The sequence below is a fragment of the Gymnodinialimonas phycosphaerae genome (genome assembly GCF_019195455.1).
GTDB lineage: Bacteria > Pseudomonadota > Alphaproteobacteria > Rhodobacterales > Rhodobacteraceae > Gymnodinialimonas > Gymnodinialimonas phycosphaerae.
In genome coordinates this window covers 4,214,536-4,229,865 of sequence record NZ_JAIMBW010000001.1, presented here as the reverse complement: position 1 = coordinate 4,229,865, position 15,330 = coordinate 4,214,536, and the positions used below count along the sequence as shown (strand labels likewise).

The 15,330-nt window shown below is 62.7% G+C and carries 13 protein-coding genes; 9 read left to right on the top strand and 4 right to left on the bottom strand.

The features are described 5' to 3' along the window. Window positions 1–42: 42 nt before the first annotated feature. The gene (locus KUL25_RS21280; protein ID WP_257894721.1) at window positions 43–2,004 is read right to left on the bottom strand and encodes an asparagine synthetase B family protein; all 1,962 of its coding nucleotides are present in this window, start codon (window positions 2,002–2,004) and stop codon (window positions 43–45) included. A 453-nt stretch (window positions 2,005–2,457) separates the two neighbouring features. After that, a complete protein-coding gene (locus KUL25_RS21275; protein ID WP_257894720.1) occupies window positions 2,458–2,910 on the bottom strand; it encodes a lasso peptide biosynthesis B2 protein in 453 nt (150 codons plus the stop codon). A gap of 82 nt (window positions 2,911–2,992) precedes the next feature. On the opposite strand from KUL25_RS21275, the gene KUL25_RS21270 reads away from it, so the two are divergent. The 7 genes from KUL25_RS21270 (at window position 2,993) to KUL25_RS21240 (ending at window position 10,665) form a co-directional block, all read left to right on the top strand. Further along, on the top strand, window positions 2,993–3,268 hold the full coding sequence (locus tag KUL25_RS21270) for a PqqD family protein (protein WP_068354120.1): 276 nt from the start codon (window positions 2,993–2,995) through the stop codon (window positions 3,266–3,268). Window positions 3,269–3,318: 50 nt separating this feature from the next. Beyond that, window positions 3,319–4,317, top strand: coding sequence for a phosphoenolpyruvate carboxykinase (ATP) (locus KUL25_RS21265; RefSeq protein ID WP_257894719.1), 999 nt, complete (start codon window positions 3,319–3,321; stop codon window positions 4,315–4,317). Further along, window positions 4,307–5,431: a cytochrome P450 gene (locus KUL25_RS21260; protein WP_257894718.1), complete on the top strand. Its 1,125-nt coding sequence runs from the start codon at window positions 4,307–4,309 to the stop codon at window positions 5,429–5,431. The genes KUL25_RS21265 and KUL25_RS21260 overlap by 11 nt, the downstream gene beginning before the upstream one ends. 12 nt (window positions 5,432–5,443) lie before the next feature. Then, window positions 5,444–7,516: a prenyltransferase/squalene oxidase repeat-containing protein gene (locus KUL25_RS21255; RefSeq protein ID WP_257894717.1), complete on the top strand. Its 2,073-nt coding sequence runs from the start codon at window positions 5,444–5,446 to the stop codon at window positions 7,514–7,516. Between the two features lie 6 nt (window positions 7,517–7,522). After that, window positions 7,523–7,735, top strand: coding sequence for a hypothetical protein (locus tag KUL25_RS21250; RefSeq protein WP_257894716.1), 213 nt, complete (start codon window positions 7,523–7,525; stop codon window positions 7,733–7,735). Between the two features lie 278 nt (window positions 7,736–8,013). Next, the gene (locus tag KUL25_RS21245) at window positions 8,014–9,900 is read left to right on the top strand and encodes a cytochrome c oxidase subunit I (protein WP_257894715.1); all 1,887 of its coding nucleotides are present in this window, start codon (window positions 8,014–8,016) and stop codon (window positions 9,898–9,900) included. A gap of 267 nt (window positions 9,901–10,167) precedes the next feature. After that, on the top strand, window positions 10,168–10,665 hold the full coding sequence (locus KUL25_RS21240) for a DUF2244 domain-containing protein (protein ID WP_257894714.1): 498 nt from the start codon (window positions 10,168–10,170) through the stop codon (window positions 10,663–10,665). Window positions 10,666–10,858: 193 nt separating this feature from the next. Here the strand turns inward: KUL25_RS21240 and KUL25_RS21235 are convergent, their stop codons facing one another. After that, the gene (locus KUL25_RS21235) at window positions 10,859–11,317 is read right to left on the bottom strand and encodes a GatB/YqeY domain-containing protein (protein ID WP_257894713.1); all 459 of its coding nucleotides are present in this window, start codon (window positions 11,315–11,317) and stop codon (window positions 10,859–10,861) included. Between the two features lie 145 nt (window positions 11,318–11,462). Here KUL25_RS21235 and carA point away from each other — a divergent pair, with 145 nt between their 5' ends. Next, the gene (carA, locus tag KUL25_RS21230; protein WP_257894712.1) at window positions 11,463–12,617 is read left to right on the top strand and encodes a glutamine-hydrolyzing carbamoyl-phosphate synthase small subunit; all 1,155 of its coding nucleotides are present in this window, start codon (window positions 11,463–11,465) and stop codon (window positions 12,615–12,617) included. Between the two features lie 269 nt (window positions 12,618–12,886). Then, window positions 12,887–14,713 (top strand): glycosyltransferase, encoded by a 1,827-nt coding sequence (locus KUL25_RS21225; RefSeq protein WP_257894711.1) that lies wholly within the window; start codon window positions 12,887–12,889, stop codon window positions 14,711–14,713. Here KUL25_RS21225 and KUL25_RS21220 read toward each other — a convergent pair. Next, window positions 14,677–15,312, bottom strand: a complete 636-nt coding sequence (locus tag KUL25_RS21220; protein WP_068362481.1) for a GntR family transcriptional regulator — start codon at window positions 15,310–15,312, stop codon at window positions 14,677–14,679. The two genes, KUL25_RS21225 and KUL25_RS21220, sit on opposite strands and share 37 nt — an antisense overlap. Window positions 15,313–15,330: the final 18 nt, after the last annotated feature.

Here is a 15,330-nt window from a genome sequence, read left to right as displayed (position 1 = left end):
TGCATGCGCGGCACCGCGCCCGCGCGCAGTGACGGGCACCCTTCAGCGGCGCTCTTGCTCTTCGACGAAATTGATCGCCTGATGCACAAGGGGCAGCGCGCGTCCATCGAACGTGCCGCCCCCGTCGGTGATCGGCGTTTGGCCGGGCCAGGTGTCCAGTGCGGACCTGAGGTCTGGATAATCAAACATCTCCGACAACAGCGGGTGTCGCGCCGCCCGCTCAACCGCGGCGCGGACGTCGTCCAGCTCGCGGGTGAACTTCAGATGCCAATCCGGGGCTTGGCGGCCGATATACCGATCTTTGTATAGCACCTGGTCCGGCAATCGATTTGCCATCATACGGGTGATCAACCAGCGGGTCTGACCGTTGCGGGTGAACTGATCCGCCGGCACGCCCAAACTCCACTCCACCAACCGGCGGTCGGCAAACGGGTCGCGCAATTCGATCCCGTGCATTGCGGCGAAACCTTGGTTCATTTCCCCCGTCAAGGCGGACTGATGATGCTTCAGCAAGACCAGCCACTTGTCTTTCGAGCTTTGGTAAGGCCCGCCAAGGGTGCGCCCGATCCGCTTTTCCCACCGCGCGACCGAGCCGAACTGATCCAGCACATCCGATGTGACAACCGATTGCAGCAGGTCCGCCGACCGCAGGCCAAGGGCGCGTTGGCGCGCCTTTCGGATCACGCGCGGGGTGCGTGACAACACCGCCCAATTGGCAAGATGCCGGGCAATGGCCTTGGCCGAGCGGGGCACGGACCCCTTGCGACGCGCTCGGAACTCGCGCGCGAAATGCACCAAGCGCCCGGACATTAGCTGTTCGATGAACAGATCATCCCCGCGTCTGGAGAACGTCATATTGCCGAAGGTGCCATCCAGCAGGGCCGTGACGCCCTTGGCCTTGGCGGCCTGACCAATCGCAGCATACCAATGCGCATTGTTGTAGGCCGGAAACAACGTGTCGCTACACCGGAAATAGTCGCCGGAACCATAAGACAGCTTAAGCCCTGCACAATCCACGTAGTTAAGCGTAATCCCCGGCTGACGCGCGGCAATTGCTTCAACGAACGGCGTCTCATTCCCGTAAACATGTGCCTCAAGTCGTCCATCCCACGCCGCTTCCGGGATGGAGGTGAAGGTCTCCAACGTCTTGCCAGCCGCCATAAGCTGACCCGCTGCCTCGACGGCAGCCGATGACGAATCCAGCCCGCCGCTCAGGAAGCTGCCGACGGGCCCGCCACTGCGCAACCTTGCCTGCACCGATTGCGACAGCAACTCTGATGCCGCCTCCACATACTCTGCGTCGCTGCGGTATCTGATCGGTTTGATGCGCGCCTCGATGTCATAGAAACGGTCCCGCTGGGTTTTTGTTGGCCCCACAGTCAGGATCGTTCCGGCAGGCACCCTCGAAATACCCTCGAACAGGGTTTCATCCTGGACGACAAACATCCGTCCAACCGCTTCGGCCAGCTTTCGGCGATCCACGACGCGGCGAATGTCCGGGTGGGCCAGAACGCCCTTGGGCATCGAGGCGATGACAAGGCGCGTGTCGGTCAGGTGATAGCTCAGGCAGCGTCGCCCAAAGGGATCGACCGCAGCGGTGATCTGGCGATTTCGCGCGTCCCAGTGAAGCACGGCGAAATCGCCAACCCAATGGCCCAGCGCCTCTTGCCCCCATCGAAGCCAGCACGCCTGCGCGATGGCGGAATCGGGCAAGGTGCCCGCCTCTTGCGCGCCCATGCCAAGACGCTTGGCAAGGTCTTCCCGGTTATCGAGGCGGCCGTCGAACAGGAATACCGTGTCACTCGGCGCATGGTGCAGCGGTTGGGCGTCAGCCCGCGCCTGTGGGGTGTTGGTAAGATGAGCATAGGCGAACGCTGCGGGCCCGGACACCAGAGTGCGCGACCATTCGGGGCCGTGGGGCTTCAACGCATCGGCAATGCCCTCAATGATGGCGGGACCGGCGCCCGTGCCATTGCGTTCGAACACCGCAGCGATCCCGCTCATGGGACGGGACCTGTCGCGGACGCCGCCACCCTGCCCTTGCGCGCACCCGGTATCCCAAGTGCCTTGCTGACACGCATTCCCCAACCCTCCGTTTGCAATCGCTCCACCACAGTCGGCGCGTTCCCCGGCAGACAGTTACCCGACATTCGGCGTTTTTTTTGCTTTCGGATGCGCCGAAACTGCTGTACCCCGTGTCTCATCGAGATGGACTGTCAAGACAACCGAAAAGAGAGCCAAAAGCAATGAATTCCAAGACAGAGCAGACGCAAGGCGCCACCGAAACGCGCCAAGCATACGAGACACCGGTTGCCCTAAAAGTTGGTCGCATTGACGACGTTGTCGAAAGCGCCAGTGGCTCCAATACCGACGGTATCACTTACTCTTCCTGAACACGGCCTGCGCCACGCGCGACAGTCGTGATGTCGGCAACCCGGCCAGCAGTGCCGTGCCCGCCTAGGTCCGTGAAGATTGGTGTCGGTCTTGCGCCGCGGGAAATCTGATCGGATAGGCGGCGGAAACCTCTGGATCATCCCCCAGAACCTGGCCGTGTAGTTCAATCCACGCGTGGCCGATGACCTTGCCGCTTGCCTTCCTGTAGCCAATCCGTAGCTCTGCGGGATGCCCACAGCGATGCAGATACCAATGGGCAAGTAAGGCACGGCGCAGGCACTTGCGGTCTTTCCCAAGCACCTTGTCACTGGCGAGGCGGCTCAAGCGCATGATGTATTGCGGGTCCAGATCAAGCGGCGTACCGCGCCAGCGGCTTAGTCGCGCCGATGTCCGAGAGTAGCCAAAAATCCGAAGGTGAGCCTCGATCAGAAGCGCCATGCAAGACGCCTCCAATACCAGGCGTCTCTGGGCCGGGGTCAGCGCCCGCAGTCTGGCAAATGCCCGCACAAACTGCATTGACGTAACCATCCGTTTATTGATTTCAGCATGTATTCCATGACACCGCTTACCACTTACCCCGGCAGGAGGGAATGACACTGTGCTTGACTACAAACGGTTCTCGATACCGGACGGCTTGATCGCGTCTTCGTCTGCCGACGGCATGCTGATCCTGAAAATGGACACCGATGAAGTCTATGAACTCAACCCGGTGTCCGGTGCCTTCTGGGAGGCGATCGATACCCATGATGGGGACGCGCAACGCATCTTTTCCGATCTTCGCAACAGGTACGAGGTTGAAGACGACAGGCTGAAGGAAGATCTGGAGAAGCTGATCACTTTCCTGGTCTCAGAGGGTCTTCTGAATGCCGAGTGATCCCGTGCGCGTCTGCGGCACAAGGCCCGTGCGATGGGTGGACAGCGCCGTTGCCTGACCGGACCTACCGCGCATTGGGGTACACGATACAATCCGACGTGGAACTCGAAGGCCTCCCCGAGGGCACTGCACCGGCGTCGCGCGACACGCCCCTCAGGTTTACCGTTCAGGGCAAGCAGGTCGCATGGCCCCCCGCTGGCGGAACCGTCACCTCCCCTGCTCACCTTGACCCACACGCGCCCCTGCCCGCCAACACGCTTGTGCTTTACGAACACGATCCTGACACATGGGATTGGTTCGCCGCTTTTGACGGCTTGCCCACCACCTCTGTGCGCTGCAATCTGGCTGACAGGTCCATCACCTTCACCTGCGCTGAGGCTCTGGATCCCTTCCGCGTCTCGTATCACCTGATCAGCCCCGTGTTGCCTTTCTGGTGCCGACGCGACGGGCGATTGACCCTGCACGGGGCGGTGATCGACATTGGGGGGGAGGCGGTCATCGTGCTGGGGGAAAAGGGCATGGGCAAATCCACGATCTGCGCCGCCTTCATCCAGAAGGGATGCGCGATCCATTCCGAGGACGTGGCCGCGATATCTGCGGACCTCGCGTCGGTCTATCGCGGCAGCAGCGTGCTCAGGATCGAGGCAGACACCGCAAGCGCCATCCTGGGCGATGGCATTCGCTTGCATCAGCCCGCGTTTTCCAAGCCTCTCTTGAAGACAGATCGAAGCACTGCACCCCTCGGACGTGACAGCCTTCCAATCCGCGCGATCCTCGAGCTTGCGCCCTTCTCGGACGTCCCCTGCCCCGGCCTAAGCCGCGTGGGCGGCCACGGGGCGAAAATGTCCCTCCTGCGCCACCTCAGCTCAAAAGCGTACCCCGTTCCGACCGCGGTCAAGAAGCACGAGTTCATTGCCGCAACGGCGCTGGCTGACAGGATCCCGGTTTTCCGGATCGAACGGCCGCGTGATCTTGCGGCGCTTGGCGACACTGTGGACAAGGTCATCGCTTGTCGTGACACGATGGGGGACGTGTCCCATGTCCAATAAAGGGTTCGGAGAACGCATCGACGGCCGCGTCTGGTGGGATGTCCCGACCAAGCGCAAGAAAACCCTGGAGGGGTTCGAAGCGGCCCGCGCGGCGTTCCAGACGCGGCGCTACTTTCTGGAAGAAACCCAGACACAGGAACCTACCCCTGCCGAGGGCGCGCGCGGCCTGCAACGTGCGTTTTGCCGCCATTGGCAGTCGCGCTGGGTGAAATCCTATACCTCCGACGCAAGCGTCGGGCCGGTCGCCAAGGCCGAGATCCGCAAACGCCAGGGCGCGGCCTTCGAAAAGCGCAACACGCGGATGATCCGCAAAAGGCTTGGGCAGGCTTTTGATGGGCTGACCGCCGGCGAGACCTTCGAGCTGAACCGCGATTTTGCGCGCCCCTTCAGTTTCATGACGGCGGCAGACCTTCTGGGGCTGGATCTGGAACCGGACCTCTGTCACCGGGCCGCAGAGGCGGGCGACCTGCAAATTGCCCAGGAAAGCGCCCCGGAAGACAAATACCCCTCGTATCGCGCCCTGCAATCCCTGCATCGCGCGATCACCACCTGCCTTGATACGGGCGGCGTGGCCGACGGCGGGTTGATGGCATGGCTCCTTGATCTGGAACAGGCGCGCAACCTGGATCGCGACTTCAGCGTGATGAGCGCGGCAAACCTGCTTGCAGGCTCCGTCACGCTGGGGACGGCCTTGGCGATCTGCCTCGACCAAATCCTGAAATCGCCCGCGCTGCTGCAATGCCGCGAAGCCGATCTGCCCCAATTGATTGATGAAATCCTGCGCCTCGCCCCTCCGGCGCGCAACGTGCGGCTGATGGGCCAAAGTGCCGAAGAGGGCACGCCGGAACTGCTGTCCTTCAACGTCGCCCGCGCGAACCGTGATCCGGCGGTATTCTCTTGCCCCCACGAGATATCCTTCGACCGCCCCCCGCATCAGCATCTGTCGTTTGGTAGCGGCGCGCATATCTGTGATGGCGTCAAGCTTGTCCGCCTGTCCCTCAAACTCGCGATCCCTGAAATCATCCAGCGCGCGCAGGGCCTGAAGGTGTGGGAGGTTGAGAAGATGATTTTCCACGCCCGCTTCACGGATCTCACCCCGTCGGAAATGACCTGAGGGGACGGCGCGATGCAGCAATCCCTCTCCACCGTCTTCAGTGTCCTTGCACCCGTGACGGGCAAATCGTTTCCGGCATCGGTGATCGCGGATGCACAGCGCATCGCCGACGTCATGCCACCGGTCGCCAAGGGCGGGTTTGAATTCGATCTCCTGGCCCCCCTCACATCCGTGGACGTGCTTCAGTGCTTTGATGTCGAGGGTGGGGGAATGCGGGCGCTTGCAACCTACCTACCCACATCGCGCATCGCACCGGGCCGCGCCTTGAGCTGCCTGGAGGGGCTGGCAGACACTCTGTCACCAACGGCCCAGGGATGGCGCGCGAAGACCGCAAGCGTCTGGCTCGAGGTCGACGCGCACACCTTCACCCCGGACTGCTGGCAGCCTTCCGTGTTTCTGGAATTCCACAAGGACGCACGGCTTTGTCAGCAGGATCTGATCGACGCCCTGGGCGCCCTGTCTCTCGTGGATCTGGACGCAAAGGTGCAGGTGCTACGCACCATCATGGCAAACCTGGAAGGCGACGCGCATGTTTCCCATCTTGGTGCGATGCTGTCGCGCGATGACACGCCGCTTCGCATCAACATCAAGCGCCTGACGCGCGGGTCTTTCGAAGGTCTCCTTCGTGCGTTGGGCCTGCGGGTATCCTCTGCCCCCATCGCCACGATCATCGACGACGCCTATCGCACCACGCTGTGCCTGGATGTCACGGACAGACCCTTGCCACGGGTGGGGGCAGAGTTTCGGTTCTCCGCCTTCCCAGCGCGTGAACGGGGATGGAAATCCCTGACAGAGCGTGCCGCATCACGTCCCCTTGCGCCTGACTCCTGGAACGCGATGGAAAGCTGGCAGGCAGAGCTTGCGCCCCACGATATGGCAGGGATCTGGCCAGACACGATGATCCTTGCGGATCTTGCGGGCGGCGACGACAACGGCAACGGCAACGGCAACGGCGATTATCTGGCGCTTGAAGCCATTCCCAGCCACATCAAGGTGACGGTGCAGGGCGACAGGCTTGTCTCCGCCAAGGGCTATGTCGGGTTTCAACCGACATGGCGCAGGTTCGGGGCGTCCCGCGATCCCGCACGCCATCTTGCACCCAAGGCCGCTGTGGTGTCTCGGGCGCATGACCAAGACGACGCGCTACGCGATGCCATGAACAGGGGGCTCCGGTTCCTGCTGAAGGAAAGATGCCAGAACGGCCTGTGGCGGGATTTCGACTTCGCGCAACGCTACAGCGACGAATGGGTCACCGGATACGTCGGAACGCAAGTGGCCGCCGTCGGCTCGCCAGAAGCGTTACAGGCGGCGCGCGGCGCATGGGATCAATTGCGGCACAGACGGCCGCCCGGCGCGGGATGGGGATACCAGCAAAGCACGCCGCCGGATGCCGACAGCACCGCCTGGGCGCTGACCTTGGCGCGCGACTTGGGCCAAGACACCTCGGACCACGTATCGCGCGGCTACAGCTTTCTCGAAGCGCACCGCGGTGACAACGGCGGGTTCAAGACCTATTCCGACGCAGAGCTGGCACGACTGGGTCACAGCCTGCCCGACACGCAGGCCCACCGGGCCTGGCGGTTTGAACAGATCGAGTTGACGGCCTCCGCGGCCCGTGCGGGACTTGACGTCGCGGTCACGGACCTGTTGCGCGTGCAGCAAGCCGACGGATCATGGGCGGGCTCGTGGATGGAGACGTCCGAATATGCAACGGGACTGGCGACAGAGGCCCTTTGCGGGCAGGACCGTCTTGACGCCGGGGACGCCATCGACCGCGCGATCCATTGGGCGGCGCGCCACCTGCCCGCGCAGCACAACAGCTTCAAACTGGCTTGGTTGCTCCGCATCTTGGCTTCTGGTCCCCGGGCCGATGCCGCAGCACACGACCTGGACGCGGCGATTGAACGCCTTTTGCAAACGCAACAGGCAAACGGCTCCTGGCCCCCCGGTTGCAACATGATGGTCCCGTTACCGTCCGGCTCGAACGACCAGACCCGGATTGAAAGCTACCTTGATTGCCACGGCACGTTCACCACAAGCACGGTGGTCGGAACGCTCGCCCTTCTTGTCTCGGAAGGGTGCTAAGGGATCATGTCGATACACGCGGCGATGAAATATCTTGATGGCATAGCGCAAGGAAAGTTCGATACCTCGGCACTCTCGGCGGCACAGGGCAGCTTGAACCTCGACCCTGTTTTGGCCTTGGCTGCGCAAGAGGGGTTCGTGTTCTCGGCTCAGGATCTGAGGCGGGCCTACATCCAACGACAACGGCTGATGATGTTCCGGCACAACCACGACACATAGGCGGGCCTTTGGACCGGCAGACAGGGCATCGAATAGACGCGCGACCCCCGTCAACGCCCTGAACATCCGCGAAACACGCAGTATAGTGCCACTTCGCGCCCATCCCGACGCGCACTGCGCCAATTTTACCCACCACAAAGATCACGTCCGCGCGAGTTGTCGCGTTGATCCGGCCCGTGTCGCGCACTACACCTCATCTGGACGTAGAGTTTCGGTGCCGGATTCTGGTGCCGTGCGTGTATCAAGACGCGCATCAAAGACGCGAACAGGAGACGACCATGGCAGACGCCACCCTCACAGGGCATGACGGCCACGACCGGCCGGGGTTCTTTACCCGCTGGTTCATGTCGACCAACCACAAAGACATCGGCATCCTTTATCTGTTCACCGCAGGCCTTGTCGGCCTGATCTCGGTGGCCTTCACCGTTTACATGCGGATGGAGCTGATGGAGCCGGGCGTACAGTACATGTACGACGCCTTTGTCGGGTCGACCGACAGCATTACCGGCATTTTTGATCGCCTCTCCGAGGCCCTGGCCACGGCCGGAGGGGGCACGAACACCTTCGCCGAACCGCTCGCCGCGATGCAGGCGCAGATCCTGGCCTCCGGCACGGATGCCATTGAAATCACCGGCGGTCTGCGGGCCGACGTCGTCAATGGGTTCGAGGCGATGCTGGCAACGGCAAACCCTGCGGAAGCCCAAGCCCTGTTGGGCACGATGGACCAGTTGGACGGCAACCCCGACGGTCACCTGTGGAACGTTCTGATCACGGGCCACGGCGTCCTGATGATGTTCTTCGTCGTGATCCCGGCGCTGTTTGGCGGCTTCGGCAACTACTTCATGCCGCTGATGATCGGCGCGCCGGACATGGCGTTCCCACGTCTGAACAACCTGTCCTACTGGATGTATGTCGCCGGTACCGGCCTTGCGTTCTGCTCGGTCATGATCGACGGCGGCGCGGGTCCGGGCTGGACGTTCTATCCGCCGATCTCGGCCCAGGGTGTCGAGACATCGCGCGCCGTGGACTTCGCGATCTTCGCCGTCCACGTCTCGGGCGCGTCCTCGATCCTCGGCTCGATCAACTTCATCACCACGTTCCTGAACATGCGCGCACCGGGCATGACGCTGCACAAGGTGCCGCTGTTTGCCTGGTCCGTGTTCGTGACCGCCTGGTTGCTTCTGCTGTCCCTGCCCGTCCTGGCAGGCGCCATCACGATGCTGCTGACGGACCGGAACTTCGGCACCACCTTCTTCGATCCCGCCGGTGGCGGTGACCCGATCCTGTTCCAGCACATCTTCTGGTTCTTCGGTCACCCCGAGGTCTACATCGTGATCCTGCCCGCCTTCGGCATCATCTCCCACGTCGTGGCGACCTTCTCCAAGAAGCCGATCTTCGGCTACCTGCCGATGGTTTACGCGCTGGTGGCAATCGGTGGCCTGGGCTTCGTCGTCTGGGCACACCACATGTACACGGTCGGCATGACCCTGACCCAGCAGGCCTACTTCATGGTGGCCACGATGGTGATCGCGGTGCCCACGGGCATCAAGATCTTCTCGTGGATCGCAACGATGTGGATGGGCTCGATCAGCTTCAAGACGCCCATGATGTTCGCTATCGGCTTCATCTTCCTCTTCACGCTGGGTGGCACGACGGGCATCATCCTGTCCCAGGCCGGTGTGGACCGCGCCTATCACGACACCTACTACGTCGTGGCGCACTTCCACTACGTGATGAGCCTTGGGGCCGTCTTCGGTATCTTCGCCGGGGTCTACTACTGGATCGGCAAGATGTCGGGCCGCCAATACCCCGAATGGGCCGGTCAGCTGCACTTCTGGGTGTTCTTCATCGGTACGAACATCACGTTCTTCCCGCAGCACTTCCTCGGCCGCCAGGGCATGCCGCGCCGTTACATCGACTACCCGGATGCCTTCGCGCTCTGGAACTATGTGTCGTCGATCGGTGCGTTCATCTCGTTTGCGTCGTTCCTCTTCTTCATCGGCGTGGTGTTCTACACCCTGCGCGCCGGTGCCCGCGTGACCGAGCCCGCCTACTGGGGTGAGCATGCGGACACGCTGGAGTGGACCCTGCCCAACCCGCCCCCGGAGCACACGTTTGAAGAGCTTCCCACGCGTGAGATGTGGGACAAGCAACCGGGCCACTAGAGCCAACAAGACTTTTGAAAGCGGCGCTCCGGATCGGGGCGCCGTTTTTCTTTGGGCCCTGTGCCGTGGCCGAAGTGGGTTTCCCCGCCTGTCGGCGGCGACCGCGCCGGGGGGCCAGCCCCCCGGACCCCCCGGGATATTTGAAGAACGGGGAATGAAGGGCGAGGGGCAAAAGGCGGAGGTACGAGAGGCGTCTGCGGCGGTCCGTCCCTTGTCGTACACAGGCAACGCCTTATCCTATGCGTTGCAAAGAACCCGAGACCTGACATGCCCATCCAAACCGCCCCTGCCCCCTCAGATACCCCCCGTGGCACGCCGCGCCTGTCCCTGCGCTTGACGCCCTACAAGAGCCTCACGCCCGAGGGCTTCGTCTGGTTCATCGCGGTGACGGCGGCGCTGATCTCTCTACCGCTGTTCTCGATTCTCGGCACCTCGGTCTTCTGGGCGCTGTTGCCGTTCCTGATCGCCGCCATCTGGGGCATTTGGGCCGCCCTGCGTCGGTCATGGCGCGACATGGATCTGTTTGAAGACGTGATGATCTGGGACGACCTGATCCGCGTGGAGCGGCATGAGCGCAAGCGCGACACGAAGGATTGGGAGGCCAATCCCTATTGGGTCCGCATGGTCCTGCACGCCAAGGGCGGACCGGTGCCGAATTACCTGACGCTCCAAGGCGGCCCGAGAGAGGTCGAGTTGGGTGCCTTCCTGACGCCTCTGGAACGGGTGGAGCTGAAGCGTCTTCTGGACCGCAATCTGAGGGTCTGAGCCAGCTTCCCCGCGTATCCGGCCGCACATCCGGCCGCGCGTCGGGCCGCGCATCAAACGACAAAAGCGGCCGGGGGCGGGGCGGAGGGAGGTTAAAATAACCTTAACGGAAATGCGTATATCTTGGCTTATCAAGGCCTTAGCAGGGGTGCTCAAGCTTGAGCACCCCTGCCCCCCCTGATCGGCCCCGCAGTCAGCTCAGCCGGTCTTTCACCCGGGGCCCCACCGCGCCGAAGTCCATCCGACCGGCATATTTACCCTTCAGCGCCCCCATCACGCGGCCCATATCACGGATACTGTCGGCCCCCGCCTCGGCGATCGCGGCGTCGACGGCTTTGGCGACCTCCTCATCGGACAACTGGCGCGGCAGGAATTCCTCGATCACACCGATCTCGGCCTGTTCCTTCTGGGCCAGTTCAAGCCGACCGCCTTCCTCATAGACCCGAGCGCTTTCCTGGCGCTGCTTGACCATCTTCGCCATGATGGCCAGCACCTCGGCATCATCCACGCCGTCGGCATTTCCCTTGGCGCGCGCCGCGATGTCCTGGTCTTTCACGGCGGCATTGATCAGACGCAGCGTCGACAGGCGCACCGTGTCCTTCTCGCGCATCGCGTTCTTGATTCCGTCGGTGATCTTGGTTCGCAAGCCCATGGTCGTACCCCATGTGTGTGAAGGTTCAGGCCGCTTAGGTATGCGATCCCCCCCGATACGACAAGGTGCGCCTTGACCCGGGCACCGCCCCCCCCTACACCACCGAAAGTTTGCCCCGCCCCTGCCATATTCCGGAGCCGTCCCCATGTCCGATCATCCCACCGCCTGCCTCGTCCTCGCCGATGGCACCATCTTCTACGGCAAAGGGTTCGGCGCCACGGGCATGCGCGTGGCCGAGCTGTGCTTCAACACCGCGATGACCGGCTATCAGGAGATCATGACCGACCCGTCCTATGCGGGCCAGATCGTGACTTTCACCTTCCCCCATATCGGCAACACCGGCACCAACACCGATGATGACGAGACAGCCGATCCCGTGGCCGAGGGAATGGTGGTGAAATGGGACGTGACCGAGCCGTCGAACTGGCGCGCCCAGGCGCATTTGGTTGATTGGTTGGCAAGCACCGGTCGGGTTGGCATCGGAGGCATCGACACAAGGCGGCTCACCCGTGAGATCCGGCAACAAGGCGCCCCCCACGTGGCGCTGGCCCATGATCCCGACGGCAACTTCGACATCGAGGCGATGGTCAAAGCCGCCCGTGATTTTAGTGGCTTGGAAGGTGTGGACCTGGCCAAGGACGTCACCTGCGCCCAAAGCTACCGCTGGGATGAAATGCGGTGGGCCTGGCCCGATGGCTACACGAAACGGGAAGGCCCCGCCCCCAGGGTCGTGGCACTGGATTACGGCGCGAAGCGCAACATCCTGCGCTGCCTTGCCAGCGCCGGCATGGACGTCACCGTAATGCCCGCGACGACAACCGCAGAAGAGGTGCTGGCCCAATCGCCCGATGGCGTGTTCCTGTCCAATGGCCCTGGTGATCCCGCCGCTACGGGCGTCTATGCCGTGCCAACGATCAAGGGTGTGTTGGCAGCCGACATCCCCGTTTTCGGCATCTGCCTTGGGCACCAGATGCTGGCGCTGGCCCTCGGGGCCAAGACGGTGAAGATGAACCACGGCCACCACGGCGCGAACCATCCGGTGAAGGACAATACCACCGGCAAGGTTGAGATCACCTCGATGAACCATGGCTTTACCGTTGACAGTCAAAGCTTGCCAGCGGGCGTGTCCGAAACCCACGTGAGCCTCTTTGACGGCTCCAACTGCGGCATCGCCGTGGAGGGCAAACCGATCTTTTCCGTCCAGCACCACCCCGAAGCAAGTCCCGGACCACAAGACAGCTTCTACCTGTTCGAGCGTTTTGCAGACGCTGTCAAAAGCCGCACAAAAACAACTGCTTGACGATCAAAGTTCCCATTTTACCCAACCTGTTTACGATTTCTTAACCTGTTCCGTCGAACAACGGTACGGCACGGTTAATGCCAGATGGCACGGCCTGATCGAAGGAGTTGTAATACGTGGACGGGGACACTCCCCACGTCACTCGCCCCCCAGGGGGTCGCACCGCCAGCGCCACGCAGGCGGCCGTGGATACCTTGCGCACCCCGCCGGGACTGGTTCTGCCCAAACCACCAAGGGATGAGGCCTCGGATCTACGGGGCCTTTTGCTCATGCGGGGTCTTGTTTCTCCGGCTGAAATGGAAGCGGCGCTGGGGGCCGTTCGGGGCACACCGCTGTCGTTGGGACAGATTCTGACGGCACAAGGCGCGATCAGCGAGGCAGAGCTTCTGTCCGCCTTGGCGCAGGTCTACAACGTCGGTATCGCAGATCTGTCCGGTGAACCACCTGACCCCTCCCTTGCCAAATACTTGCCCGCCCACGCCGCCATCACCACAGAGGCGGTGATCTGGAAGCGCGCGGGCTCTGCCCTTGTCATCGCGACCTCACGTCCCGACCGCGTCCAAACCCTTCGGGCTTTGCTACCGGACGGCCAGCGCATCGTGACGGTGCTGGCCTCGCGCAACCAGATCACCGAAGCGCAGCGCGGCCTTTACGGCGCGCATCTGGCCCGCGAGGCCGAGGGCCGGGCACCGGCGCGGCATTCTTGCAGGTCATGGCGGGGCGGCCCCTTGGGCCTTGGCATTCTGGCGGCGACGATCCTTGCCCTGACGGCGTTTCTGCTGGCCCCCGTCATTCTGGCCAAGGTCTTCTTCGGTCTGGCGATCTTCGTGTTCATCGCCAATTGCGCTTTGAAATTCGCCGCCTTCGCGCAATCGGTGCGCGGCGCGACGCAAGCGCCACCGCAACCCGCGGCCACGGCGCAATTCCTGCGTAATCCGAACGTCTCGATCATCGTGCCCTTGTTTCGTGAACCCGAGGTCGCGGGCGCATTGGTGGATCGTCTGCGTCAGATCGATTACCCCCGTGAACGTCTCGACGTGATCCTTGCCGTGGAAGAGGATGACCCCCTTACCCTGACCGCCCTGCAAGCGGGCACCCTGCCTGCGTGGATGCGCGCCGTCGTCGTGCCCAGAGGCAGCCCACAGACCAAGCCGCGCGCACTCAACTATGCGTTGAACTATGCGCGCGGCGATATCGTGGGCATTTACGATGCCGAGGACCGGCCCGAGCCGGATCAGATTCACCGGGTCGTCCAGCGCTTTGCCGAAGTCCCGCAAGATGTCGCTTGCCTGCAGGGACGGCTCGACTACTACAATGCCCGCCACAACTGGCTGAGCCGCCTGTTCACCGTGGAATATGCAGCGTGGTTCCGGGTGCTGTTGCCCGGCGTGCAGCGCATGGGTCTTGTCGTGCCCTTGGGGGGAACAACCGTTTTCTTGCGCCGAAGCGTGTTGGAAGCCGTGGGCGCCTGGGACGCGCACAATGTGACCGAGGACGCGGAACTTGGCCTGCGGTTGGCGCGCGCGGGCTATCAGACCGAAATCGTGGAAACCACCACCTTTGAAGAGGCAAACGCCGCCACCCTGCCGTGGATCAAGCAGCGGTCGCGTTGGCTGAAGGGCTACCTGATGACCTACGGGGCCGCCATGCGCCGCCCCGGGGTGCTGCTCAACGAATTGGGGGCTTGGCGCTTTTTCTGGCTTCAGATCCAGTTCGGCGGCGCTGTTCTCGGGTTCCTTACCGCGCCTTTATTGTGGAGTTTTACGCTCAAGCCCTTCGGGGTCTGGCACCCCCTCGACAGCGTGTTGTCGCCTGCGGCTTATGGGGCCTTGGCGGCAGTGATGCTGACCGGGCTCTTCGGATCCATCGCCATTTCGCTCTATGCTTGTCGCGCCAAGCATCTGCGCCACTTGCGCCCGATCTCCCCCTTGGTGGAACCTTACTACCTGTTTGGCACCATTGCCGCCTGGATCGGTCTGTTCGAGTTGATGGCCAAGCCGTTCTTCTGGGCCAAGACAACCCATGGCGGCTTTGGCGCAAACCAGGCCGAGCCCGAGGATCAGCCCCGCTGCGCCTCTTCGCGCAGGCGGACCTGAAACGCCGTCGAAAGATGCGACTTCAAGGCGTCTGCCGCGCGATCCCCGTCGCGTGCGGCAATGGCATCCACAATGGCGGCATGTTCCACCATCGCATCATCCCCGCGGCCAGCAGCCGCCAGAGAGGTTCGGGCCATCAGGGCCATGGACCGGTAAACAAGGTCCAATTGCTGCACCAGGTAGCGATTGTGCGACGCAAGATGGATTTGGTGATGGAAGCGTCGATTGCTGCGGGCCAAAGCCTCTGGATCACCCAGAAGGGCTCGGTCCTGCTCAACCATATCGCGCAGCACGGCGACTTCTTCCGTGGCCGCATGCTGTGCTGCCAGCCGCGCGGCCAGCCCCTCCAATTCCTGGCGGACGGCGTAAAGCTCGGCCATTTGTGCATGGTCCAGCGACGCCACGATCAGCGACCGCCCATCGCGGGTCAGGAGCGATTGCGTTTCAAGCCGTTGCAGCGCCTCTCGGATGGGTGTTCGGCTCACGCCGAACCGATCAGCCAACTCGCTTTCTACCAAGCGCGACCCAGGGCGATAGATACCGCTATCAATCGCCTCCAGGATCATTGCATAAGCGTCTTTTTGTGGCGCATCAGTCATCGCAAAATTGTTCCCTTA

Bases quoted from the DNA above. Each gene is read 5' to 3' on its own strand.
- KUL25_RS21280 (WP_257894721.1), bottom strand. From the start codon at position 2,004: ATGAGCGGGATCGCTGCGGTGTTCGAACGCAATGGCACGGGCGCCGGT.
- KUL25_RS21275 (WP_257894720.1), bottom strand. From the start codon at position 2,910: ATGCAGTTTGTGCGGGCATTTGCCAGACTGCGGGCGCTGACCCCGGCC.
- KUL25_RS21260 (WP_257894718.1), top strand. From the start codon at position 4,307: ATGTCCAATAAAGGGTTCGGAGAACGCATCGACGGCCGCGTCTGGTGG.
- KUL25_RS21255 (WP_257894717.1), top strand. From the start codon at position 5,444: ATGCAGCAATCCCTCTCCACCGTCTTCAGTGTCCTTGCACCCGTGACG.
- KUL25_RS21250 (WP_257894716.1), top strand. From the start codon at position 7,523: ATGTCGATACACGCGGCGATGAAATATCTTGATGGCATAGCGCAAGGA.
- KUL25_RS21245 (WP_257894715.1), top strand. From the start codon at position 8,014: ATGGCAGACGCCACCCTCACAGGGCATGACGGCCACGACCGGCCGGGG.
- KUL25_RS21240 (WP_257894714.1), top strand. From the start codon at position 10,168: ATGCCCATCCAAACCGCCCCTGCCCCCTCAGATACCCCCCGTGGCACG.
- KUL25_RS21235 (WP_257894713.1), bottom strand. From the start codon at position 11,317: ATGGGCTTGCGAACCAAGATCACCGACGGAATCAAGAACGCGATGCGC.
- carA (WP_257894712.1), top strand. From the start codon at position 11,463: ATGTCCGATCATCCCACCGCCTGCCTCGTCCTCGCCGATGGCACCATC.
- KUL25_RS21225 (WP_257894711.1), top strand. From the start codon at position 12,887: ATGCGGGGTCTTGTTTCTCCGGCTGAAATGGAAGCGGCGCTGGGGGCC.
- KUL25_RS21220 (WP_068362481.1), bottom strand. From the start codon at position 15,312: ATGACTGATGCGCCACAAAAAGACGCTTATGCAATGATCCTGGAGGCG.